The sequence below is a fragment of the Streptococcus sp. CF10-1 genome (genome assembly GCF_024295825.1).
Classification (GTDB): domain Bacteria; phylum Bacillota; class Bacilli; order Lactobacillales; family Streptococcaceae; genus Streptococcus.
This window is the reverse complement of the sequence record NZ_JANCPQ010000006.1, coordinates 67,637-89,974: the sequence shown is the minus strand read 5'-3', so window position 1 is coordinate 89,974 and position 22,338 is coordinate 67,637. Positions and strand designations below refer to the sequence as shown.

The window sequence follows — 22,338 nt, the reverse complement described above, 5'->3', positions numbered from 1 at the left end:
CCTTGAAATCAAGGCCTTTCCTGTTGTATTTAGATGCCCCATGAATGGATTTGGAAGGATTTATCATCTTGAAAGTAATTAAAAATATTGAAATATAAGTGATTTTTAGAATATACTTTGAGTGATTTTCAATGTAATTATTTCAAAATGGGGCAAAAGCGGGGCAAATTTTTTTAGCAATAGATAGTAGATAAGTTTTGATATTATCTTTGCTAAGCGATCGGGTCATAATAATATTAAGGTATTTTGGACTTTTTTTGAAACATCTCAATTTTATCATTGCAGTAAGCGATTAATTTTTGAGCTTTTTCAAAATCATATCCTTTTTCAGATACTGCCTTCACTTTCTTCTCATCAAAATAGGAGCCAGTTAAACCAGTGATTTCTTCTGATAAGGTGAGGTAATAGCCTGTTTCAATCCCCTCATCCAGATCTTTTGAAAGAGACTTCATCAATCGTCCGAAGAGAGACTTTTTCGTCTTTTCATCACTGGAATCATTCCCCAAGTTAGTTGAAATCAAGCCAGGATGGTAGGAATTTATGGTGATGGTTGAACCTATTAAAAAGAACTCTCTAGCCAGATAGCGTGTCATCCAAATAGTGTAGAGCTTAGAATTATTGTAGGCTAAACCAGGATTGTAGTTCTTCTCAAATCCAAAGTCCAAATCCTTGACCTTGGCAAAACGATGCATATAGGAGGAAGTATTGATGACACGGCCATCAGGCGAATTTTCTAACAAGGGACTTAACTCAGTTGTTAAAACATAGGGAACGAGAACCGATAACATAAAGGTTCGTTCGATGTTTTCAGTACTCGTTTTTCGCTCTTTCCCGGCATATAGTCCTGCGTTGTTAAACAAGACATCGATACTTTCAAAATCTCGCTTGATTTCCTCCACAAATCGATAAACGTCCTCTAATTTTGAAAAATCTGCCAAGTAGCTAGACACTCGGCCTCTCAAGGACACTGCACGAACCTCTTGAGTGGCCAATTCCAGTTTTTGAGGATTGCGACCATGGAGGATGACATGATGGCCTTCACTGGCCAGTTTTTTTGCTAAATGCTTACCGATACCGTCAGTAGCACCTGTTATTAGAATTGTTTTGCCCATATTAATCCTCCAAGAAAGCCATTAATTCTTTTGAAAATTCGTCTGCATATTGGAAAATCGAACCATGCCCTGCATTGGGATAGATAATGAGCTTGCTTTCTTTTATTTTCTCATGCATGTCATAAGAATTTTCAGTCGGAACCTGCATATCCTTATCTCCGTTGACGATTAAGGTTGGTTGAGTGATGAAGGCAAGGTCGTCCTGCGCATCCTTCCCCCAACGTTTAATAGCTTTGAGTTGAGTCAAGAATCCTGGTACGTCCATGTCTTTATCTGCAAATTCCTTGGTGCGCATACCCATTCGGCCCAGAACTTTTAGGGCTTCGATTTTACCTTGTTCATCATGATTGTAGAAGATATAGCGCTTAGGGTCGATCCGTTCGAGTCCAGCTTTAAACATATAGTTAAAGGTTTTCCCGGTCACCTTATCGACCTCTTTTCCACCTCGAGGTCCTGTTCCTGCTAAAATCAAGCGATTGACCAAATTCGGCTTGATTCGGACTATTTCTTGTGCAATCATACCTCCCATGGAAAGACCTAGGAGATTGATTTTATCGTAACCTAGTGCTTCGATAAAGGAAATCGTCTGCTCAGCCATCCCAGGAATCGTCGGAGCAACTTTTCCTTGACTGGCTCCAACACCAGGAAGATCAACTACAATGACATGGTGCTTTTCAGCAATCAAGTCTAGTAGTTTTGGATCCCAGTTATCAAGAGTTGCTGCCAAATGGACAAGCATGAGAAGAGGTAGTTTTGATTTACCTTTACTGAGTTCGCGATAGGCAATTTGATTTCCTTGGATAGTGATGTATTGATTTTTTGTAGTAATATACGACATGATGTTTTCCTTTTTATTTCTTAAAGCTGAGGACTGTTTTACCACTAGAGCGCCCGTTAGCGACCTTGTCTAAGGCGCTATTTACTTCTTCAAATGGATAAACTGTATCGATAGATGGTATGATTTCTAATTTACTAAAAAGGTCAGCTACCTCTTGTAATTGAGCACCGTTGCTTTCTACAAAGATGAAATGATAGTGAACACCATATTTTTCTGCCATCTTATCAAATTTGCGACCAGCTAAGCCGAGAATCATCTGTTTCCATTTTGGTAGCTTCATACGTTTGGCAAAGTCCCCGTTTGGCATAGCACGGAGAGACACAAGGTGGCCCCCTTTTTTCATGATAGACATTTGTTTTTCAGTTTCAGCCCCACCAAGGGTATCGAGTACATAATCCACCTCACTGACCGTTTTTGTATAATCCTCTGTCTTGTAATCGATAAAACGATCTGCTCCTAGTTTCAATACACGCTCAGCACTATCTCCAGCCCCATTAGTGATGACTTTCAAACCTTTGGCTTTGGTAATCGGAATGGCCATTCCACCAACTCCTCCAGTACCACCAGAGATAAAGATTGTTTTTCCAGCTTGAGCGCCCATGAGTTCTAAGGCTTGCATAATGGTTAGGGCAGTAAGAGGAACAGCAGCAGCTTCCTCATCAGATAGATAGTCTGGTACTTTGGCTAGAGCCTGGCTATCGACAGTTACGTATTCTGCAAAGGCACCGATATGGTCAAGTGGTAAACGACCAAAGACGCTATCTCCTACTTGAAAGTTGTTAACCTTCTTACCAATGCTTTCAACAATACCCACGACTTCATTACCAGCAGTTTGAGGGAACTTGTAAGGAACAATCATCTTGACCTCACCACGTGAGATCATGTTATCCAGTGGATTGACACCAGCTGCGGTGACTTTGACCAAGACTTGTTTGTCTGTAATACTTGGTTTAGCGATTTCTGTGATGTTGAGTGTGATATTTTTTTTGTTATAAGTAGTGTGTTGTGCGACTTTCATATGATTTCTCTTTTCCTTTTTGATTTGATTTCATATACCTGTATCTAATACAAGTATATGTTGTTTCGAGTAAAAACTGACTTGCTATCAAATCAGTTCCGGACTTGTTTGGCTTGTTTATATAAATTGTCAATGACATCTTCTAAAGTTTGATTTTCTAATTCCTTCTCTAGTTGAGATTCGGCACTAGCGAAAAGCGGTGAAACTGCTCCTTGGATATGTTTTCCAACGGGACAATCAGGCTTGCTATTTTGGTGAACAGGAAATAAACTAATATGATTGATTTCTTGAGTTGCATAATAGATCTCAAGTAAAGTCATTTTCTTTGGAGACTTACTGAGTTGATAACCCGTTTTTCCTTGATGGGAATGAATCAGACCTTCATTTTTCAACAAGGCAATCACCTTACGAATGTAACTAGCATTGGTACCAACACTCTCAGCCAGAGCTTGTGAACTTAAGGTATCCTTGCTTTCACTAATCATGGTTAGGATATGTAAAGCAACTGAGAATTTTGTATCCATATGAACCCCTTTCTAAACCTGTATCCGATACAAGAACAAGTATATCACAATTAAAAAGAAAAGCAAGACTTTTGTTTTTAATTTTTAAAATTTTTTTGAAGAGTGTCATAAGATTAAAGATGTCTGGAAAGGAAGTTCATAAAAAATGTGGGGCAAATCTTGCTTAGACAAGCAAAAAAGCCTTGATTTCAAGGCTTTTTCCTGTTGATTTAGATGCCCCCTGCAGTCGATTTAGAGTTAAAATAAGTAAAAATGAGTAACAAAAATATTGATAAATCAAGGTTTTGCCACTCTCTAAATCGTATGTGAAAATAAAAGGTAGAACAAAAGTAGAACATTTTTTATCTTACTTCTTTGAGGATGAGTATCAAAGCATCTAAGACTCGGGAACGTTGTTCTGCTGGAAGAGTTTTTAATTCATCAACAAGTAGAGTAATTTTTGGATCTTCTTCTTTCAATTGTATATCAAAGAATGTATCTAAATCTACTTCTAATGCTTCCATTACCTTCTCTAGAGTTTGAATCTTTAAGTTAGTTGAAAGATTTTCTAATTTATAGATATAATTTGTACCCAAATCAGCCATCTCTTCTAGTTGTTCTTGGGTATATCCTTTTTCTAAACGTAATAGACGGATTCTTTTAGAGATGTAATCTTGAAGGTTGGTTTTGTTATTTATCATTTATTACCTCGCTACTTACATAATACAGACAAACGACTGTCTTTTTTAGACTTTAAATAGTTATATTTTTATAAAATAACTTTAAAAAGTTGTAAAATGTGATATAATGAAGTTATAAAAAAATATAATGAGGATTAATATGAAAAAACAACTAATCGCAACAACAGCTATTGCAACTGTAAGTCTTGTCGGCACAATCGGAACTGCTCACGCAGATACGACTAAAATACCACTTCCAACAGACGCTAGAACCGAACCAGCTTTGGTAGAGAAAGAAGCGCCAAAACCAGTAGAAGTGAAAGCTCCTACAAAGGAAGAAGTTGCTGAATTTGATGCTACTGCTAAACAAGCTCAAGCAGTTGCTGATTCAGCAAAAGAAACTGTAGCGCAAAAAGATGATGCTGTTAAAGGTGCTGAGTCTACTGTAAAAGAAAAACAAGAAAAAGTAGAAAAAGCTGAAAAAGAGTTGCCTACAACAGAGCAAGTTAAACAAGCAGAACAAAGTGTGGAAACTGCAAACGGTGAAGTTACTAAAGCAGAGCAAGGGGTATCCACTGCTAAAAATGCAACTATTGTTTCTGCTGACGAAGTAGCTGCGCAAGAAAAAGCAGTTGCTACTAAACAAGCTGAAGTAGATGAAGCGAAAGGTGCTTTGGAAAAGGCAGAAAAAGAAGCTGCTGAGAAAGAAGCTATCTTGAACGATACTAAGCTCCCAGAAGCCCGTAAAGCTCAAACTGATGCTCGTTTTGAAGAACAAGATGCTAAAAGTTCAGTAGAGTCAAACGAAAAACGTGTTGAAGAAGCTAAACCTAAAGAACAAGAGTACCAAAATTCTGTAAAAGATGCTGAGTCTCAAATTGCTACTTCAACTAAAGAAATTGAAGACCTAACACAAACAAAAGCTAATGCTCAGATTGCTTATAAAAAAGCAAATAAAGAGTATGATGAAGCAGGTGACTACAACAGTAAAATCCGTGCTACACATCTTCCAGAAATTACTCTTGATTCTAATTTTGTACAAGCAGTAAAAGATACGATTGCTTATAACCTTGCTGACAACAGTGCTTTATCTACTGAAGAGCGTAACAAACGTACAACTGAGTTGTATAACCGTGTTGTTCGTACACAAGTTGCAAATGCTAACAACAAGTATGTTCAAACGAAAAATGAGTTGGAAGATACTACTCGCTATGACATCAACAATCTACCTAAAGAAATCCGTGACGAATTGAATTACTTTGTAGCTGACTTGTTGAACCAAGCTCGTAAACAACTTGGACTCCCAGATGCAGTTCTATCTAAAACTTCATTGGAATTTGCTCAAAAGATTGCAGATGAATATGTAAAAGCAAACTATTCAAATAGTATGCGACAAGAATACCGTAAAAAAGGTGGTTCAGGACACTATGCTAAGGGTATCAACAAGGTTGCCAAAGAGTATAACATGCCTACTACTGATTCAGAAGTAGAAGCACGTAGTGGACAATACTATGAAAACTCTGTGACTACTTTTGCTTCACATGATTTTGATGATGAAGATGGTGTTTACCGTAAGACTTTGGGTGAAATGAAAGAAACTTTGTACAATCATTTTGTACAGTTGATTTCAACTAAGAATGACTATGCTCATACCCAAGGTGTTCTTCAATTCGACTCACCTAGTGAAACAGCTTACTTTGGTGGGGTTGCTCAGAGCAAAACGGACGATTTCTACACTACGCACTTTCTAACTTCTGTCCGTAGCTCACTTACAAATGGCTCAACTTGGGATACAACTCCTATTGAGAATCCTTTGAAGAAAGAAGTTTTTGAACGTCGTGTAGCTGATGCAGTTCAACGTTTGAAAGATACTGCAAAAGCAGTAGGCGCTGTCCGTGAGCAAATTGAAGCAGCAGACAAAGGCTTGGAAAAAGCTAACTCAACTTTGCGTAGTGCAACTGTTAAGTTGAACGCATTGAAAAAAGAAGGTAGTCCTCTTGCTAAAGCACAAACTTACTTAGAGCGTGCTAAAACTCGTCATGACAAAGCAGTTGTTGATTTAGCTAATGCAAATGCCTTGGTAAACAACTTGCTAGTGTCACATGCTCAAAAAGAAATTGAAGCAAGAAGCGCTCGTGGTCGTGCAAATATCGCTAAGTTCAGCCTTGGGCAAGCAAATAAGGCTTTGGAAATTGAGCAAGCTAAGTTGGGCTCAATGAAAGTTTCAGCAGAAGCTAAATCTAAAGCGGTATCTGAAGCTGAACAAGCACTTACAGATGCTCAAGCTAAAGTTAAACAAGCCGAAAAAGAGCTTGCAAACCTTAAAGGTGCGAAAACTCGTTTGGCGGATCTAAAAGCAGAACTTGAACAAGCAGAAAAAGCACTTCAAGGTGCTTATAAAGCACAAAATAAAGCCAAAGTAGACTACGAAGTTAAGAGCCTTGCAGCAGACCAAGCGAAAACTGCTTATGAAACTGCCAAAGCTAAATTTGAAGAAGCAGAAACAAAACGCTTGGTAGCTCTTGCAGATGCCAAACGTAAAGAGCTTGAACACTTGGGGTATAAACCAGTACCAGTTGTAGATGGTAAAGGTAATGTGGTTGATTACAAAGCAGAGAAAGTAACGGTAGGAACTAAAGAAGATAAAACATATCACGCTCCTGCGAAAGCTACAAATGCAAAAGTAGAGCCTAAGAAACAACTTCCAAATACTGGAACGAAAGAATCGAATCTCTTAGCAGTGCTTGGGGCAAGTATTGGACTACTAGCTTTGGTAGGAAAACGAAAATATAATAGATAAAAAGAAAGAGAGCGGTGGCTCTCTTTTTTGTTGAATTTAGTGGGAATTGATGCATAGTGTAAGCTATGTACTTTTTATTTGGTATCATTAATTTTAATGTTCTGCATTTTCCATATTTTCTTCGATTTCAATAACAGTAAGTAAGTGTTCTTTCAAAATTATAAGTAATTCAGTGGGTACAGGTAATTTAACTTCTGTTTTAAGTGTATTATTTATTTGATTGATTACCTTAGAGGTTAAGAATCTCTTTGTTCTTACCTCTTTAGGTAATTTGTTCCTTTGTTCTGGTTTTAGTTCAATTTTTAGGTATTTTTTAAGATCAAAAACCATACTAATTGTTTCAAATAGGGTTAAAACAGAACATTCAGGAAGCGTGTTTAAAAATTTATAGATTGTATCTAGTGATTTTTCTTTATTTAAGAATGTACTATTAAAATCTTCACTCGTATAATCATCTTCAAAATTTTTAATTAATCCATCAATTAGGTAAGTCCATGATTTAAAATCTAAATCAACTTCTATCCGACTGATGCTATCAATAAATATGATGTCATGCAGTGTTAGCTCTTTTCCAGGTAATTCAGCAGAACATTGAGAAATAGATTTGGATATTATTTTTAAATTTCTTGGTTCTAATTCTTTAAAAAAAGATTGCAGTAACTCTGATGCGTCTTTTCTTCTGCTAGAACAAAAATATTTTTTTAAGTCAATAAAGCATGTTTTATAGGTTAAAAATTCGTCGAAGAGTTTGGAAGATGCGGGTATATTAGGCATATATTTTATATACACTTCAGGTGTTTTGATTTTTCTAAATTTATTTTGGTAGTTTTTAGAAAATTTAATCCAATTGTATAATGTTTTTTCATCATAAGGAGCATCATCTCCAAAGTATTTTTTTAGAAACTCACTTCTCGAAATATGTTTATGTTCTTTTTCTCGCTGTATTCTGATTATAGTAGTGAAAATACCTTTGTTTTTAACAAATTCTGTAAATAATTCGTCATTTTCTAAACTCCGATGGTTACTCTTTTGAAGTCTCTTATTGAGAAAGTGATTAATCAAAGGTTCATAGTCACTTTTTTCACGTCTATCTAGTAAAAATTTATCAAACAGGTTTTCTATATCATTCATTATTAATGCTCCTTTGTTATTGTTTTATTTAGTGTATCATAATTTAAATTAAATGATAGGGAAGATAAGCCAAATATTTTTAGATAAATAAATTTTTATTTTACCGAAATTAATTCTTGTTATCGTATAAAATAAACTTATTGAAATACATTCGATGTTTTACAATCTCTCTGGGAATGATGTGATTTAGCTAAGTCGTTCTTCTCTTTAAATAAGATAAATGTTTGGATTATAAGAAAATCTAGATTAAATGATAGGGAAGATAAGCTAAATATTTTTAGATAAATAAATTTTTATTTTACCGAATCATTTTGTTGTTTTGAGATAAAATAACCTTGTAAAAAGCATTTAGTGTTTTTCAAGTTTTATTAAAAGGATGTGATTAAAATGAAATAGAAGAGCTATGTAATTTCAATATTTTCACTAATATGTGATTCTCTACATATATTAGTAGAAATGTTAATGAATAGAGATAGAATTGAGTGTTAAGTATGGAGTTTTTAACATTACAAACAGTTGGCATGTTGCTAGGTGTCTCAGACACTAAGGATTATAATTCAGGTAGTATTGTTGGTGCGACTTTCCAAATTGGTAGTCGTACAGCAAGTGGAAGATTTGCAACACATTCAATTAAAGTTATGAATGTAAATGCTAGCGACTTTATTAAGTATCTGGATAGTGTAGTTACGTTAACACTTTCAAATGCTACAATTACTGCGTACAGCTCAGGTAATAGTGCTTCTTTGTCAATTAAGGCTGACTCTGTAAAAGTCTCTCAAGGCAGCTGAGGTACTTAATATGTTTAAAAATAAGTATAGAGTAGCAGTAGATTATTTCAAAAAACGTACAGAGTTAGAGAAGTTTTTACTAATTCTTGTGTCGTTAGCTTTATTAATTAGCTTTATTTATGCTTTACCAGCTATTTTGGATCTTTTATTTAAAATGGTTGTTTTACTGCTTATAGCGTTACCGATTGTTGTGTGGTTTGGTTTGAGTACAAAATCAGAAGAAGTTTACTATGATACTAGCAAACTCTCTCTGTGTTTCAAACAAATTGTAAGTAGACTGGATTCAGACTCTAAAAATCGTTATCTTTTTCAAAACTGGCAAGTAGTTCGAGCGAGCAAGAAAAAAACTGCAAGAGTTATTGAATTAGTGTGTATGACAGATTCAAATGTTGAAGATTTCAACTCTAATGAAGTTGAAGTTCAAATAAGTATTTATTTGTCAGAGTTCCTTGAAAGTCATGGTATGACATCAACAAACGCGGAAATCTTTTTATGTAAATCAGTAGCAGTAGCCGAGTATAATAATGTAAACTATCTATTTATACGTTTTTTGCTTGCTGTTAATGAGAATGAAGCTAATTCTTTCGAGAAAGAATTAGATGTATATAAGGCTAAACAAGAGAAAATAGCGCGGGTAGAAGATAGTGACTTCGGTAATTAATGCTGTACTAGATGCTGAGTTGTTGAGAAGAGGAATTTATTTTCCTATCTCGATAGATCTAAAAAAACCACATTTAGCTGTATTTGGTTCAAGTGGAAGTGGTAAGACATACGCAAGTCAGTTATTGCTTGCAAAAGCAGTTTTAAACTCTGCAAAGTTAGTTGTAGCAGACTTTAAAGGAGATTTGGAGTTTTCATTTCTTGCGAAGCAAGAGCATTTTTATAGATTTGAAAGAGTAGGGTTATTCTTTGATTTTGTGTCTGATACTTTGCTGAAAAACAGACAGTCTGGACAAGACAAAAGCAAAAGTCTAATCATATGTTTTATTGATGAGATGAGTGCGTATTTTACGATGCTAGAAAAGAAGGAACGTGATATTAGGATTAGACAACTTTCAAGAATTTTGATGCTTGGCAGGTCCTTTAATATCCATGTTTGGATTAGTCAGCAAAGACCGGATGCCGAATACTTTGGTAAGTCGAGAGAAAATATACATAATATTCTACTTCTGGGGTCATTCAGTAAAGAAGTATTAAATATGTTACTAAGTGATGATAAAGATGTAGTCAATCGTAGACAGAGTCGAGGTAAAGGTTATTTAATCAGTTCTGGAGAAGCAACTAAAGAAATAGTTGTTCCGATTTATAATATAGCTAAAGTTCAGAGCAAGATTTTAGAGGGTATGTATAAGAGTAGTGAGGCAGTTGACTCTGAGTAGCCTGTGGCGAAGCAGAATGTCTCACTGCCTCGCTCGGCTCTGCCGAGTAGTAGGGGGACATGTAATGACCCCCGTTCCGTAATTAAAGATAAGAGAGGATTTATAAGATGAGTATATTTAACATTGTAGACGTTTTAAAAGAACAGGACTCAGCTAGTAATACGGGAGAGAGAAATCCTGTTGTGATTGCTTCTATTGATGAAGTAACATTTGTGATAAAACCAACAGAAGACACAATTGGTGATTATCCCTCACACTGGTACCAGATTGCAACTGAATTAGTGGGTACAGTAATTGATAAGTTGTCATTAGACAGTTTATTTGGAGAGGTAATAAATGTATCTACACCACCTGCAGGCTATACAAATGCAGTTAGTTTTAAAAACTTACCACACTATTTTTCAATTGCATTTCATGAGACAAATTTTGTGATGGGGATAGTTATAAAATTTTCTGCCTCAGCATTAGCATACTATCGCGATACTTTTAAAGAGTACTTTGGAGAAAGTATTGATGTGCATGGGATGTCTAAACTACTTGATGAACCTTACTGGGAATTAAGAATAAGTAGGATTGATCTGGCGATTGACTATTTCAATTTTGATATGAGTGTTGATGAGTTATATAGGGGGATTAAAGGCAGTAGCATTATTTTAAAAAATCATAGAGGGATAAAAAACACTTCTAAGATTGTTGCTACTGAAGTAGATAATGTAGTTAACACTATCTACTTTGGTTCAAAAAAGAAGAATAGTAATGCATTATTGAGGGTTTATAACAAAAAACAAGAGCAACTTGATAAGCATGGAAGGTTTTTACATTTACTGACTCTTTGTAATTCGTGGGTTAGGTTTGAGGCAAGTTATAGAGGAAACTTTTCTAATCAGATTTTGAAGCAACTATTGACTGTGAATAATGAAGAGGAGTTAGGAGAACTAGTTGCAAATAAAATGATTGACAAGTATTCATTTTATGATGCTGAGATAAACAAACCAATTGAGTTTACTAAGTATCTTGAGCATACACAATCGTTATACGCAGGGTTGAAGTCGCTATCTAGTAGGAATAATGATTTAATGTCTACAATCTCTCACATGATGAAAGGAAGTGGTTTTTTTCCACTTCTAAAAAAAGTTGAGAGGATTTGGGGGATTGAATCAAGAAATAAATTCATTATTCGTTTGATACAAGAATATGAACGACACTATAATCCGAATCAAGATGTAGATTTATGGTTAAATAAATTTGCTACAGAATTATCAAAAATACCATTTGATAGTTTTCTAGACGATTCTTTGTCAGTTTATTATAAAAACAAGAAGATGAAAAAAGGAAAAAATAGATTTGAGGTAGTGGGGAAATAAGATGGATAAACTGGTTGTCAATTTAAAAGGGGTAGTTATACAACTTCCTGATTCTCATGTTATCGTTAATCGTGATGAATATGATGATTTGAAGAGCAGGGCGGATAAAGGTAAATATATGACTTTAAAACAATTGCTTATGTTGTTATCAGTTTCAAGGCCGTGGCTTCTTGATAATGTATTGTATAATCCAAAAATTCGTAGAGAAATTGATGTTGAATTAAATCCAAATGGGTTTGTTAAATATCCTGAGAACCAAGGTGGACGCTATTTCTTTTTAGCCAGTAAAACAAAACAATGGTTTGAAGAAAACTTTAGAGAAATTATGGTATAATAACCTTGGCAAAAACCTTGGTTATCTAATGAAAGAGGTAACTAATGGCAACTTTTAGACAACGTACAAAAGGTGGCACATGGGATTATAGAATTGTAGATAATAACAAAAAACTTGTTGCATCTAAAGGCGGCTTCAGAACGAAGAAGGAAGCAGAAAAAGAAGCTTTAGCTATTGAATTAAAGTTGATGTCAGGTGCAAAAATTAATTCGCAAGCCAGTTTATATGAGTTATGGGAAGAGTGGTTTGATGTTGTTGTAAGACCACTTGGAAAAAGTGAATCAACACTTTTTAAGCATAAGAAGAGAGGGGACTTGATAAAGGAACTTTTTCAAGATAGACCAGCAACTTCTATTCGTTTTAGTCAATATCAACGAGCTTTAAATTCATATGCTGAGAGGGTTACAAAAGATACTGTAGCAAGACTAAACTCAGAAATCCGAAAAGTCATTCAGTTTGCTCAACGTGACCAATTAGATATAGTTGATTTTACGGATGGTGCGATTATTTCAGGGATGAAGAAAAGCAAGACAACAGACGAAAAATATATTGATAATATTGAAGACTATTATAAGATTCTAGTTCATTTAAAAAGTCATCTTAATTACAGTAAATCTGTGATTCCTTATCTTTTGTTTGTTTCCTTTAAAACAGGGATGCGTTTTGGAGAGATTTTAGGTTTAACTTGGGATTGCATTGATTTTGAAAATCAAGTCATCCACACTTATAGGCGCTACTATAATTATAAATGGAGACCACCCAAAACGGATACATCTGTTCGAGATGTGCCTATAGATGAAGAAACATCTGAGGTTTTGAAATTATTAAAGAAAGAACAAAAGATTGTCTATAAGAATCAAGGTATTAAGGAAAAAGAAAATTTCCTTTTCTATGATGTTGTGTATGGAGTTCCTAGTAATAACGCAGTAAATCAAAGTTTACAATCGCTACTAAAAAAACTAGAAATTTTTCCATATAATTTAACTGCTACGGGTATTAGACATACTTATGCTAGTATGTTGCTTGCAAAAGGAATTGATATCTGGGTAGTTGCTCATGTAATGGGCCATAAAAATATAAAACAGGTGACAGAAACGTATGGTCATCTTTTGAAAGAGAAGAAAGAAAAAGAACATCAGATTATACGACAGCTTTTAAGTGAGTATCCGTTGGTAGAACAAAAGTAGAACAGATAAGAAAAAAAGCCTTGAAATCAAGACTTTTCCTGTTGATTTAGATGCCCCCTGCAGGGCTCGAACCTGCGACCCATAGATTAAGAGTCTACTGCTCTACCAACTGAGCTAAGAAGGCAAATAAAAAGCTGTATTGGTGCCGAAACTTCACGGTTTGTATTGAACCCGCGCAATTAAGCAGGTGGGCAACTCGCTCTAACTGAAGCTGTTTCCGTGTGAGACGGCCTACATGCTGTTAGAAGACTTTTGTTTCCCTAATAATACAAAAAATAGTCGGTCAACACTTAAGTGTGAAGTCGTACACCACAGCGTTTCTATGTTTATATGATACCACTTTTTCAAAAAAAATCAAGAGGAAAATGCAATTATTTGAAAAGGATTTCACAAGTCCCTTAATTTATCAATGGTTTCCTTGCGTTGCGCCAAGGCCCGTTCGTACTTGCCAGTATCTTCCGGAGTGAAGTAGTGCTGATCACGTATTTTTTCGGGTAAGTAATCTTGTTTGACCCAGTGTCCAGGATAGTTATGGGGATAAAGATAGTTTTGGGCGTTGCCCAATTCCTTGCTACCACTATAATGTCCATCACGCAGATGTCGTGGAATGGGCAAATGCCCTGATGTTTTGAGATCAGCAAGAGCCTTGTCCATAGCTACATAGGCTGAGTTGGACTTGGGTGAAAGAGCCAAATCAATCACAACATTAGCAATGAGGATGCGAGCTTCTGGGAAACCAATCCTTTGTGCAGCATCTAGAGCAGTTACGGTATGAATCTGCGCTTCAGGATTAGCCAAACCAATATCTTCATAGGCAATCACAGTCAAGCGACGAGCTAGACTAGGCAGATCCCCAGCTTCAATCAAGCAGGCTGCGTAGTGGAGACTGGCATCCACATCTGAGCCGCGGATGGATTTTTGCAGGGCTGAGAGGACATCGTAGTGGCCATCCCCGTCCTTGTCCATAGTAATATAGCTCCGTTGTAGGCTATTTTCCATGATATCAAGCGTGATGTGGCGGATACCCTTGTCATTTTCAGGGGTAGAGAGAACAGCTAAATCTAGTGAATTAAAGGCAGAACGGAGGTCTCCATTGGTAGAGGTTGCGATAAAATCAAGGGCCTCATCATCCAATTCCACCGGGAAGTCAAAACCTCGTTCAGGATTAGTGAGAGCAATCTGAATCGCTTCTTTGACGTCTTGGTTAGACAGAGGTTCCAGTTCAAAAATCTGAACACGGCTACGAATGGCAGGAGTGACAGAAAAGAAGGGATTTTCAGTCGTCGCCCCAATCATGATAACCAGACCACTTTCCAAGAGTGGCAGGAGAAAGTCTTGCTTGGTTTTATCTAGTCGGTGAATCTCGTCCAGTAACAGGACTAATCCTCCTGAGAATTTAGCCTCTTCAGCGATTTCTTGGAGTCGCTTTTTACTATCCACTGTCGCGTTAAAGGTCCGAAAGGCATACTTTGTCGTTCCAGCGATGGCTGAAGCGATACTGGTCTTGCCGATTCCTGGAGGTCCGTAGAGAATCATGGAGGACAGGCGGTTGGCCTCCACCATACGGCGGATGATTTTTCCTGGTCCGACCAGATGCTCCTGACCGATGACCTGGTTGATGGTTTTTGGGCGCATGCGAAGCGCGAGATTGTCAGGCATAGCAGTCCTTTCTAACATGGATTTTCTGATGTATATGTGGTAAGATGGTAGTATCTATTTTAGCATAATTCCGAGTAATCGGGGCGATTTAAGAGTCGCATAGAAAGAGGACAAAATGGCAACATACGGATTTTTAGATGTTTTAGAGGAAGAGTTGGACAAGAACTTTCCTTTTGACTTTGAGATTAGCTGGGACAAACGCAATCACGCGGTTGAAGTGAGTTTTCTATTAGAAGCACAAAATGCTGCTGGAGTGGAGATGCTGGACGAGGACGGAGAGGTGTCATCAGACGACATCCTATTTGAAGAAGCGGTACTCTTTTACAATCCTGCTAAGTCAACTGTCAATGAGGAAGACTATTTGACAGTTATCCCTTATCTGCCGAAGAAAGGATTTTCTCGTGAATTTTTAGCTTATTTTTCTCTATTCCTCAAAGACACTGCAGAGGTTGGGCTGGATGCGCTCATGGACTTTTTGGAAGACCCAGAAGCAGAGGAGTTTGTCATGGAATGGAACCAAGAGGTCTTTGAAGAAGGAAAGGTTGGCTTGGAAGAGGGAGAATTTTATCCTTATCCGAGATATTAGGAGTCTGATATGGAAATAGAAATTTCTGATTTTACAGGTTGCAAAATTGCCCTCTTTTGTGGTGATAAGCTCTTAACTATCTTACGTGATGATAAATCAAACATTCCATATCCTAATACCTGGGAATTGCCAGGTGGAGGACGAGAAGGTGATGAAAGTCCTTTTGAGTGCGTGGCGCGTGAAGTTTATGAAGAACTGGGAATTAATCTGACCGAAGATTGTCTACTTTGGAGCAAGGTCTATCCCAGTATGATTTTTGAGGGGAAGGAATCCGTCTTTCTAGTTGGTCAGTTGACACAGGACCAGTTTGACAGTATCGTATTTGGAGATGAAGGACAGGGCTACAAACTGATGAGTACTGAGGAGTTTCTTGGCTCAGATAAGGTCGTGCCCCAGTTGCAGGATAGAGTGAGGGATTATTTGGAGGAAATAAAATGATTTTTGCAATTGCAACAACGACGTTAAATAAGGAAGTTAAACGCAAACTAAAAACTGGACAATATTCTAGAGAAGAAGCTACATTTATCTATATGGAATATTTAAAGTTAAAGAAGCAGAGAGAAAGTGGTATGAAAGTAGCTGGGATTTCTACGGCTGTTATTTGGGTATTAATGCTTGTTATACCCTTACTGAGTGATAGAGGTCTCGTGCTGCCTCTTTCAGTATATTTTTTATTTTTGATACTGTTTGCAGGAATTGTTCTATTTGTTTATTATCTTATGTTTGGTATTTTTAAACAGCAGATTCATAGCGCAATGAAAGAACACTACACAGATGTGACTGAAGAATTTAAGGGTCAGTAAAACAGCGTGTGGAAGAGCATAGAAGTGCTAGTTGAGAGAGTGTGTATTTGGGGGTAGTAGTATGATTCAGATTGTCCGAGCAGGAGCAGAGGATTTAGAAACCGTAATTGCAATTCAAAGGGCTAGCTTTAAGGCTGTCTATGAGAAATATCAAGATGAGTATGATCCCTACCTAGAGGATCGTGAACGAATCAAGTGGAAATTGGTTGAGCGTCCCAATAGTTATTACTACTTTTTGAAAGAAAAGGACGAAAATATCGGATTTTTACGAGTTCAGACCAATAAAGAGTTGACGGAGGCTTGGTTGGGAACGGCAGTGATTTTACCCCAGTATCAAGGAAAAGGTTATGGTTCTGAGGGATTGAGATTACTGGAAAAGGAATTTCCAACGATTAAACAGTGGGATTTGTGTACGGTATTACAGGATGCGGGCATGGTCGCCTTTTATGAGAAAAATGGCTACCGTCAAACCCATATCGAGCCTGAAAAAGAAGGTATGGATATGGTTTACATGAAAAAATTGATTGACAAATAGAAAGGATGGTTCGGTTACATTTCTAAACTGAACCCGCCCTAAACACTGTGCCAAAAAGATAAACTTCTCTTAGACACAAGCGTCTTCAGAGAATTTCCTATTTTGGCTTTGTGTTTTACGGGCTTGGTATCTTAATGATGGAAACATGGCAAGAGTTAAAAGTTACAGTGAAGCGTGAGGGGGAGGAGCTGGTCTCCAATCTCTTGATTGAGTTAGGTGCCCAAGGTGTTGCGATTGAAGACAGTATGGACTATGTGGGGAATGTCGACCGTTTTGGTGAAATATTCCCTGAAGTCGAGCAGCAAGAAGAAATCGTGGTGACAGCCTACTACCCTGATACGGTTGATGTGGCTGTAGTTGAGGCAGATTTGCAGGCTCGTCTGGCAGAAATGACTGATTTTATGGATCTGGGAGAGGTCAAGATGGGCACGACTGCCTTGGCTGAGGAAGACTGGGCAGACAACTGGAAGAAATACTATGAGCCAGCTCGTATCACCCATGACTTGACCATCGTGCCGTCTTGGACAGACTATGAGGCGACTGCGGGAGAAAAGATTATCAAGCTGGACCCTGGCATGGCCTTTGGGACTGGGACGCATCCAACCACTAAGATGAGCCTTTTTGCCTTGGAGCAGGTTCTTCGTGGTGGCGAAACGGTGCTTGATGTGGGAACTGGTTCAGGTGTCCTCTCCATTGCCAGCTCGCTTCTGGGTGCCAAGGAAATTTTCGCCTATGACCTGGATGATGTGGCGGTTCGTGTCGCTCAGGAAAATATTGAGCTCAACCCTGGCATGGAAAATATCCATGTAGCAGCTGGAGATTTGCTCAAGGGTGTTGAGATTGAGGCAGATGTGATTGTGGCTAATATCTTGGCGGATATTCTCATTCATCTGACAGAGGATGCTTATCGCTTGGTCAAGGATGAAGGCTACCTGATCATGAGTGGCATTATCAAGGACAAGTGGGACATGGTGCGCGAGTCGGCTGAGTCAGCTGGATTTTTCCTTGAAACTCACATGATTCAAGGGGAGTGGAATGCCTGTGTCTTTAAGAAGACTAAGGATATTTCAGGTGTGATTGGAGGCTAGCATGCAACAGTATTTTGTCAAGGGCAGTGCAGTCTCTCCGGTTACCATTGAGGACAAGGAAACCAGCAAGCATATGTTTCAGGTTATGCGCCTGAAAGAAGAGGATGAAGTGACCTTGGTCTTTGATGATGGGATCAAGCGCTTGGCGCGCGTGCTAGATGTGGAAAATCGTCAGTTTGAGTTGGTCCAAGAATTAGCTGAAAATGTCGAACTTCCCATCCAAGTGACTATCGCATCAGGTTTTCCCAAGGGAGACAAGCTGGAGTTTATCACTCAAAAAGTAACGGAACTGGGTGCCAGCCAGATCTGGGCCTTCCCTGCTGACTGGTCAGTTGCCAAGTGGGACGGCAAGAAATTGGGTAAAAAGGTTGAAAAACTAGAAAAAATCACCCTTGGAGCGGCAGAACAAAGCAAGCGTAATATCGTTCCAAGTATCCAGCTTTTCGAGAAGAAAGCAGATTTTCTAACTCAGTTTGACCAGTTTGACTCTATTATAGTAGCCTATGAAGAATCAGCAAAAGAGGGAGAAGCCGCGGCCCTCTTACAAGCAGTCACTGGTCTTGAAAAGGGAGCTAAATTGCTCTTTATCTTTGGTCCAGAAGGCGGTCTCTCACCTGCAGAAATTGAAAGTTTTGAAGCTAAAGGAGCAGTCTTGGCAGGTCTTGGTCCTCGCATTTTGCGAGCGGAAACAGCACCGCTTTATGCCTTATCAGCCCTTAGTGTTTTAGTAGAATTAGAGAAATAAGAGGAAGAAAATGGAACAAAAACACCGTTCAGAATTTCCAGAAAAGGAACTTTGGGACTTAACAGCCCTATACCAAGACCGTGAGGATTTCTTGCGTGCAATCGAGAAAACGCGCGAAGACATCAACCAATTTAGCCGTGACTACAAGGGTAATCTTCACACTTTTGAAGATTTCGAGAAGGCCTTTGCGGAATTGGAGCAAATCTACATCCAGATGAGCCATATCGGTAATTACGCCTTTATGCCTCAGACGACAGACTATAGCAATGAAGATTTTGCTAATATTGCCCAAGCTGGGATGGAATTTGAAACAGATGCCAGTGTAGCCTTGACCTTTTTTGACGATGCCTTGGTGGAAGCTGATAAGGAAGTCTTGGACCGTTTGGGTGAATTACCTCACTTGACGGCAGCCATTCGTCAGGCCAAAATCAAAAAAGCCCACTATCTAGGTGCCGATGTGGAGAAGGCTTTGACCAATCTCGGTGAAGTTTTCTACAGTCCACAGGACATTTACACTAAGATGCGAGCTGGGGACTTTGAAATGGCTGACTTTGAAGCCCATGGCAAAATCTACAAAAACAGCTTTGTGACCTACGAAAACTTCTACCAAAACCACGAGGACGCTGAGGTTCGTGAGAAATCTTTCCGTTCTTTCTCAGAGGGACTTCGTAAGCACCAAAATACGGCTGCGGCAGCCTACTTAGCTCAGGTCAAGTCTGAAAAACTGTTGGCAGATATGAAGGGCTACGACTCGGTTTTTGATTATCTTCTAGCTGAGCAAGAAGTGGACCGTGCCATGTTTGACCGTCAGATTGACCTCATCATGAAGGACTTTGCGCCAGTTGCTCAGAGATACCTCAAGCATGTTGCCAAGGTCAATGGTCTTGAAAAGATGACCTTTGCAGACTGGAAATTGGACTTGGAAAGCGCCCTTAATCCTGAAGTGACTATTGATGACGCCTATGATTTGGTCATGAAGTCAGTAGAACCTTTGGGACAAGAATATTGTCAGGAAGTTGCGCGCTATCAAGAAGAACGCTGGGTGGACTTTGCTGCTAATAGTGGCAAGGATTCTGGTGGTTATGCGGCGGATCCGTATCGCGTGCACCCTTATGTCCTCATGAGCTGGACTGGTCGTTTGAGTGATGTCTATACCTTGATTCATGAAATCGGACATTCTGGTCAATTTATCTTTTCAGATAATCACCAAAGTTACTTCAATGCTCATATGTCGACCTACTACGTCGAAGCGCCATCAACCTTCAATGAATTGCTTCTTAGTGATTACTTGGAGCACCAATCTGACGACCCTCGTCAAAAACGTTTCGCTCTTGCCCACCGCTTGACAGACACCTACTTCCATAACTTTATTACCCACCTCTTGGAAGCAGCCTTCCAACGTAAGGTTTATACATTGATTGAAGAAGGAGAAACCTTCGGAGCAAGCAAACTTAACAGCATTATGAAGGAAGTCTTGACGGATTTCTGGGGAGATGCCATTGAAATTGACGACGATGCGGCTTTGACTTGGATGCGTCAAGCTCACTACTATATGGGCTTGTATAGTTACACCTACTCAGCTGGACTAGTCATCTCGACAGCGGGTTACCTTCATCTGAAACATTCAGAAACTGGAGCTGAAGATTGGCTCAATCTTCTCAAATCAGGTGGCAGTAAGACACCACTTGAATCAGCCATGATTATCGGAGCCGATATCTCAACAGACAAACCACTCCGTGATACTATTCAATTTTTGTCAGACACAGTTGACCAGATTATCGCCTACAGTGCTGAGTTGGGGGAGTAAGGGTATTTAGTGTCGGATTTAAGACGGTTTATCGATAAGATGAATACACAAAAATCACCTGTTTTAGGTGATTTTTTCATGCTTTAAAGATTTATTCAAATTTCCTTTTATTGGCTTCATTTGAAGCCTTCATGCTAATTTGTAAAAGGTTGGCGAGATTTTCATTATCAAGGCTAGCTTCTCCATTATTATCCACTTTTATGGCGAGGTAATGAGTGTTGCGATCAAGATAATCCATTCCCTCTAAATCGACATAGTTATTCGCTTTAAAATCAAGCGCCGCTAATTGATAAACAAATCGAATATTTAGAGCTTTAGCATAGTCGGTCTGGCCAACCTTTTGTTGCTCTTTCACCAAACCTTAAAAGAAGTCTTGGAAGTTATTATGATAAGTGGCCTTGACTTCGTATTGGTAGGTATCTACAGATGGGGACATAAATTTCAAATAAATCATGTCGTTCTCTACCTTATAGTCCTCAAGAGTATAGGCACCTGCTTTTCCTAATGCATTGGTGTTGACCTTGAAAAACATAGGTGCATAAATTTTGAGAGGGTATTTTTCTCCCTTATATTCAAAGACGGTATCATTTGAAAAATTCGGATAGCGTTTAGAAAGTTCAGGTACTATGGCTTCATTCCAAATTTTATCAAATAATTCTTCCTGATTACTTGCGCCAGCTGCTTTCACAACTAGATCAAGGTTTTCTTGGTTGACAAAGACGGCATCCACTAATTTGAGGGCTGTTTGAACCTTAGGATCCGAAATTTCCTTTTTCTTTTTTTCAAGATTCTCAGCCGCCTCTTTCGTGCGATCTAAAGTTTTATTAAATTGACTGCCACTGTTTGTTTCAACAAAGGTTCTCTCATAGTTGGTAGGTGCAACTTTGGCATTCCAGTCAAATGAAGCGGCAGGGCCAGTTACATCTTTCTTATGATAGGTGGAAGCTTGATTGTTTGAATTATTTGTAGAACTAGTAGATGGCTTTGATGAGCAAGCACCAAGGGCTAAGGCTAGTGTTGTCACACAAGCTAGGCAACAAAGTCTGAACGATTTTTTCATACATTTCTCCTTCAAGTAATGCTTGTTATTCATTGTCTATTATATCATGACCTTTAGGATTACAGTGTTTTAAAATGAATTAGACAGGATTTTAACATCATAGATGAAACAGTCATATCAGCCTTTTATGATATACTATAAGGGAAATATTATCAGTTGTTTTATTAATTATCATAAGTAAGGAGAAGGTTATGAAAAAACGTGCGTTTTTCACAAAGTTAGTTTTAGTAGGATTGATAATGATAGGAATAACAGGATGTGGAGAAAATAAAAACAGTCTAGAATGGATTGAGAACAAAGTCTCTGAGGTTAGTCGTGTCTATCCAACCGAGAATCTGTTTGACTTGTTTAAGCAATTTCCGGAAGGGTTTAATATTACTCAAACATTTTATAAGGATTCGCTCAGAACAATAGTTTCCTTAGATGGAGATGAAGAAAGTCAAACCATAAAAGGAAAGATAGAGACTATACAAATCTCTACTGATCCATATAAAGAAGAAGTGAAAGAGCATGTTGATGTAGAATATAAAGATGGTGAATTTATATTTTCTAACAATGAGGTAGCGGAAAAAATTTGGGATTATAAAGGTTTTCTATTCCAAAAATTAAGTTTGAATAGAGATGTTTTATCTCAAATGAAGCTTGAAAAGTTTCAATATTTTTCAAATCGCAATGTGTTTGAAATCTATTATTTTAGTGATGACTCTACGATAAATAATTTCCTTAATTCAAAAGGAGAACACATGTTATCAATAAGTGGAGCGGAATCTTATAATAATACAAAAGGTTATCGATTGAATGTTAATATTGCTTTTAAGGATAACCCAAATGATGGAATAAGTGAGATAGTTTCAAGTTGGATAGATGATAGAAATAGTGTTTCTAATTAATTTGATAACATTTAAAACATCCTGATTGACC

At 37.9% G+C, this 22,338-nt stretch carries 22 protein-coding genes, 1 tRNA gene and 1 pseudogene; 15 read left to right on the top strand and 9 right to left on the bottom strand.

Annotated features, from left to right (window positions below):
- Positions 1 to 236: 236 nt before the first annotated feature.
- The 5 genes from NMM25_RS08465 to NMM25_RS08445 form a co-directional block, all read right to left on the bottom strand.
- On the bottom strand, positions 237 to 1,112 hold the full coding sequence (locus NMM25_RS08465; RefSeq protein ID WP_254736565.1) for an SDR family NAD(P)-dependent oxidoreductase: 876 nt from the start codon (positions 1,110 to 1,112) through the stop codon (positions 237 to 239).
- Position 1,113: 1 nt separating this feature from the next.
- Positions 1,114 to 1,950 carry an alpha/beta fold hydrolase gene (locus NMM25_RS08460; protein ID WP_254736564.1) on the bottom strand — a complete coding sequence of 279 codons (837 nt, stop codon included), beginning with the start codon at positions 1,948 to 1,950 and terminating at the stop codon, positions 1,114 to 1,116.
- 13 nt (positions 1,951 to 1,963) lie between these two features.
- Positions 1,964 to 2,968, bottom strand: a complete 1,005-nt coding sequence (locus tag NMM25_RS08455) for an NADP-dependent oxidoreductase (protein WP_254736563.1) — start codon at positions 2,966 to 2,968, stop codon at positions 1,964 to 1,966.
- A 92-nt stretch (positions 2,969 to 3,060) separates the two neighbouring features.
- Entirely contained in the window at positions 3,061 to 3,492 is a 432-nt protein-coding gene (locus NMM25_RS08450) for an Rrf2 family transcriptional regulator (RefSeq protein ID WP_254736562.1), read from the bottom strand.
- Between the two features lie 341 nt (positions 3,493 to 3,833).
- The gene (locus tag NMM25_RS08445) at positions 3,834 to 4,172 is read right to left on the bottom strand and encodes a helix-turn-helix domain-containing protein (RefSeq protein WP_254736561.1); all 339 of its coding nucleotides are present in this window, start codon (positions 4,170 to 4,172) and stop codon (positions 3,834 to 3,836) included.
- Between the two features lie 139 nt (positions 4,173 to 4,311).
- Here NMM25_RS08445 and NMM25_RS08440 point away from each other — a divergent pair, with 139 nt between their 5' ends.
- Positions 4,312 to 6,951 carry an SEC10/PgrA surface exclusion domain-containing protein gene (locus NMM25_RS08440; RefSeq protein ID WP_254736560.1) on the top strand — a complete coding sequence of 880 codons (2,640 nt, stop codon included), beginning with the start codon at positions 4,312 to 4,314 and terminating at the stop codon, positions 6,949 to 6,951.
- Between the two features lie 93 nt (positions 6,952 to 7,044).
- Here the strand turns inward: NMM25_RS08440 and NMM25_RS08435 are convergent, their stop codons facing one another.
- Positions 7,045 to 8,082, bottom strand: a complete 1,038-nt coding sequence (locus NMM25_RS08435) for a hypothetical protein (RefSeq protein WP_254736559.1) — start codon at positions 8,080 to 8,082, stop codon at positions 7,045 to 7,047.
- Between the two features lie 491 nt (positions 8,083 to 8,573).
- On the opposite strand from NMM25_RS08435, the gene NMM25_RS08430 reads away from it, so the two are divergent.
- The 6 genes from NMM25_RS08430 (at position 8,574) to NMM25_RS08405 (ending at position 13,134) form a co-directional block, all read left to right on the top strand.
- Positions 8,574 to 8,870: a hypothetical protein gene (locus NMM25_RS08430; protein ID WP_254736558.1), complete on the top strand. Its 297-nt coding sequence runs from the start codon at positions 8,574 to 8,576 to the stop codon at positions 8,868 to 8,870.
- Positions 8,871 to 8,880: 10 nt separating this feature from the next.
- Positions 8,881 to 9,531 carry a hypothetical protein gene (locus NMM25_RS08425; RefSeq protein WP_254736557.1) on the top strand — a complete coding sequence of 217 codons (651 nt, stop codon included), beginning with the start codon at positions 8,881 to 8,883 and terminating at the stop codon, positions 9,529 to 9,531.
- Positions 9,515 to 10,249 (top strand): DUF87 domain-containing protein, encoded by a 735-nt coding sequence (locus NMM25_RS08420; protein ID WP_254736556.1) that lies wholly within the window; start codon positions 9,515 to 9,517, stop codon positions 10,247 to 10,249. Before NMM25_RS08425 ends, NMM25_RS08420 begins: the two co-directional genes overlap by 17 nt.
- Positions 10,250 to 10,356: 107 nt before the next feature.
- Entirely contained in the window at positions 10,357 to 11,613 is a 1,257-nt protein-coding gene (locus NMM25_RS08415) for a replication initiation factor domain-containing protein (RefSeq protein ID WP_254736555.1), read from the top strand.
- 1 nt (position 11,614) lies between these two features.
- The gene (locus tag NMM25_RS08410) at positions 11,615 to 11,947 is read left to right on the top strand and encodes a DUF771 domain-containing protein (protein ID WP_254736554.1); all 333 of its coding nucleotides are present in this window, start codon (positions 11,615 to 11,617) and stop codon (positions 11,945 to 11,947) included.
- 44 nt (positions 11,948 to 11,991) lie between these two features.
- Positions 11,992 to 13,134, top strand: coding sequence for a site-specific integrase (locus NMM25_RS08405; RefSeq protein ID WP_254736553.1), 1,143 nt, complete (start codon positions 11,992 to 11,994; stop codon positions 13,132 to 13,134).
- Positions 13,135 to 13,185: 51 nt separating this feature from the next.
- Here NMM25_RS08405 and NMM25_RS08400 read toward each other — a convergent pair.
- Positions 13,186 to 13,258, bottom strand: a tRNA-Lys gene (locus tag NMM25_RS08400).
- A 263-nt stretch (positions 13,259 to 13,521) separates the two neighbouring features.
- Complete coding sequence (locus tag NMM25_RS08395; RefSeq protein WP_254736611.1) at positions 13,522 to 14,793, bottom strand: replication-associated recombination protein A; 1,272 nt, start codon at positions 14,791 to 14,793, stop codon at positions 13,522 to 13,524.
- A gap of 115 nt (positions 14,794 to 14,908) precedes the next feature.
- Between NMM25_RS08395 and NMM25_RS08390 the strand changes: the two genes are divergently transcribed.
- The 7 genes from NMM25_RS08390 (at position 14,909) to pepF (ending at position 20,357) form a co-directional block, all read left to right on the top strand.
- On the top strand, positions 14,909 to 15,379 hold the full coding sequence (locus NMM25_RS08390; protein ID WP_254736552.1) for a DUF3013 family protein: 471 nt from the start codon (positions 14,909 to 14,911) through the stop codon (positions 15,377 to 15,379).
- 9 nt (positions 15,380 to 15,388) lie between these two features.
- Positions 15,389 to 15,817: an NUDIX hydrolase gene (locus NMM25_RS08385; protein WP_049479771.1), complete on the top strand. Its 429-nt coding sequence runs from the start codon at positions 15,389 to 15,391 to the stop codon at positions 15,815 to 15,817.
- Positions 15,814 to 16,182 carry a hypothetical protein gene (locus tag NMM25_RS08380; RefSeq protein ID WP_254736551.1) on the top strand — a complete coding sequence of 123 codons (369 nt, stop codon included), beginning with the start codon at positions 15,814 to 15,816 and terminating at the stop codon, positions 16,180 to 16,182. Before NMM25_RS08385 ends, NMM25_RS08380 begins: the two co-directional genes overlap by 4 nt.
- A 61-nt stretch (positions 16,183 to 16,243) precedes the next feature.
- Complete coding sequence (locus tag NMM25_RS08375) at positions 16,244 to 16,717, top strand: GNAT family N-acetyltransferase (RefSeq protein WP_254736550.1); 474 nt, start codon at positions 16,244 to 16,246, stop codon at positions 16,715 to 16,717.
- Between the two features lie 137 nt (positions 16,718 to 16,854).
- Positions 16,855 to 17,805 carry a 50S ribosomal protein L11 methyltransferase gene (prmA, locus tag NMM25_RS08370; RefSeq protein ID WP_254736610.1) on the top strand — a complete coding sequence of 317 codons (951 nt, stop codon included), beginning with the start codon at positions 16,855 to 16,857 and terminating at the stop codon, positions 17,803 to 17,805.
- A 1-nt stretch (position 17,806) separates the two neighbouring features.
- Entirely contained in the window at positions 17,807 to 18,550 is a 744-nt protein-coding gene (locus tag NMM25_RS08365) for a 16S rRNA (uracil(1498)-N(3))-methyltransferase (protein WP_049489633.1), read from the top strand.
- A gap of 10 nt (positions 18,551 to 18,560) precedes the next feature.
- Entirely contained in the window at positions 18,561 to 20,357 is a 1,797-nt protein-coding gene (pepF, locus tag NMM25_RS08360; RefSeq protein WP_254736549.1) for an oligoendopeptidase F, read from the top strand.
- A 91-nt stretch (positions 20,358 to 20,448) separates the two neighbouring features.
- Here the strand turns inward: pepF and NMM25_RS08350 are convergent.
- A pseudogene (locus NMM25_RS08350) lies at positions 20,449 to 21,417 on the bottom strand (hypothetical protein).
- 191 nt (positions 21,418 to 21,608) lie between these two features.
- On the opposite strand from NMM25_RS08350, the gene NMM25_RS08345 reads away from it, so the two are divergent.
- Positions 21,609 to 22,307, top strand: coding sequence for a hypothetical protein (locus tag NMM25_RS08345; protein WP_254736546.1), 699 nt, complete (start codon positions 21,609 to 21,611; stop codon positions 22,305 to 22,307).
- Positions 22,308 to 22,338: the final 31 nt, after the last annotated feature.

What these genes read in the sequence shown, in the direction of transcription:
- NMM25_RS08465 (WP_254736565.1), bottom strand. Translation starts at nt 1,112, where the DNA reads ATGGGCAAAACAATTCTAATAACAGGTGCTACTGACGGTATCGGTAAG.
- NMM25_RS08460 (WP_254736564.1), bottom strand. Translation starts at nt 1,950, where the DNA reads ATGTCGTATATTACTACAAAAAATCAATACATCACTATCCAAGGAAAT.
- NMM25_RS08455 (WP_254736563.1), bottom strand. Translation starts at nt 2,968, where the DNA reads ATGAAAGTCGCACAACACACTACTTATAACAAAAAAAATATCACACTC.
- NMM25_RS08450 (WP_254736562.1), bottom strand. Translation starts at nt 3,492, where the DNA reads ATGGATACAAAATTCTCAGTTGCTTTACATATCCTAACCATGATTAGT.
- NMM25_RS08445 (WP_254736561.1), bottom strand. Translation starts at nt 4,172, where the DNA reads ATGATAAATAACAAAACCAACCTTCAAGATTACATCTCTAAAAGAATC.
- NMM25_RS08440 (WP_254736560.1), top strand. Translation starts at nt 4,312, where the DNA reads ATGAAAAAACAACTAATCGCAACAACAGCTATTGCAACTGTAAGTCTT.
- NMM25_RS08435 (WP_254736559.1), bottom strand. Translation starts at nt 8,082, where the DNA reads ATGAATGATATAGAAAACCTGTTTGATAAATTTTTACTAGATAGACGT.
- NMM25_RS08430 (WP_254736558.1), top strand. Translation starts at nt 8,574, where the DNA reads ATGGAGTTTTTAACATTACAAACAGTTGGCATGTTGCTAGGTGTCTCA.
- NMM25_RS08425 (WP_254736557.1), top strand. Translation starts at nt 8,881, where the DNA reads ATGTTTAAAAATAAGTATAGAGTAGCAGTAGATTATTTCAAAAAACGT.
- NMM25_RS08415 (WP_254736555.1), top strand. Translation starts at nt 10,357, where the DNA reads ATGAGTATATTTAACATTGTAGACGTTTTAAAAGAACAGGACTCAGCT.
- NMM25_RS08410 (WP_254736554.1), top strand. Translation starts at nt 11,615, where the DNA reads ATGGATAAACTGGTTGTCAATTTAAAAGGGGTAGTTATACAACTTCCT.
- NMM25_RS08405 (WP_254736553.1), top strand. Translation starts at nt 11,992, where the DNA reads ATGGCAACTTTTAGACAACGTACAAAAGGTGGCACATGGGATTATAGA.
- NMM25_RS08395 (WP_254736611.1), bottom strand. Translation starts at nt 14,793, where the DNA reads ATGCCTGACAATCTCGCGCTTCGCATGCGCCCAAAAACCATCAACCAG.
- NMM25_RS08390 (WP_254736552.1), top strand. Translation starts at nt 14,909, where the DNA reads ATGGCAACATACGGATTTTTAGATGTTTTAGAGGAAGAGTTGGACAAG.
- NMM25_RS08385 (WP_049479771.1), top strand. Translation starts at nt 15,389, where the DNA reads ATGGAAATAGAAATTTCTGATTTTACAGGTTGCAAAATTGCCCTCTTT.
- NMM25_RS08380 (WP_254736551.1), top strand. Translation starts at nt 15,814, where the DNA reads ATGATTTTTGCAATTGCAACAACGACGTTAAATAAGGAAGTTAAACGC.
- NMM25_RS08375 (WP_254736550.1), top strand. Translation starts at nt 16,244, where the DNA reads ATGATTCAGATTGTCCGAGCAGGAGCAGAGGATTTAGAAACCGTAATT.
- prmA (WP_254736610.1), top strand. Translation starts at nt 16,855, where the DNA reads ATGGAAACATGGCAAGAGTTAAAAGTTACAGTGAAGCGTGAGGGGGAG.
- NMM25_RS08365 (WP_049489633.1), top strand. Translation starts at nt 17,807, where the DNA reads ATGCAACAGTATTTTGTCAAGGGCAGTGCAGTCTCTCCGGTTACCATT.
- pepF (WP_254736549.1), top strand. Translation starts at nt 18,561, where the DNA reads ATGGAACAAAAACACCGTTCAGAATTTCCAGAAAAGGAACTTTGGGAC.
- NMM25_RS08345 (WP_254736546.1), top strand. Translation starts at nt 21,609, where the DNA reads ATGAAAAAACGTGCGTTTTTCACAAAGTTAGTTTTAGTAGGATTGATA.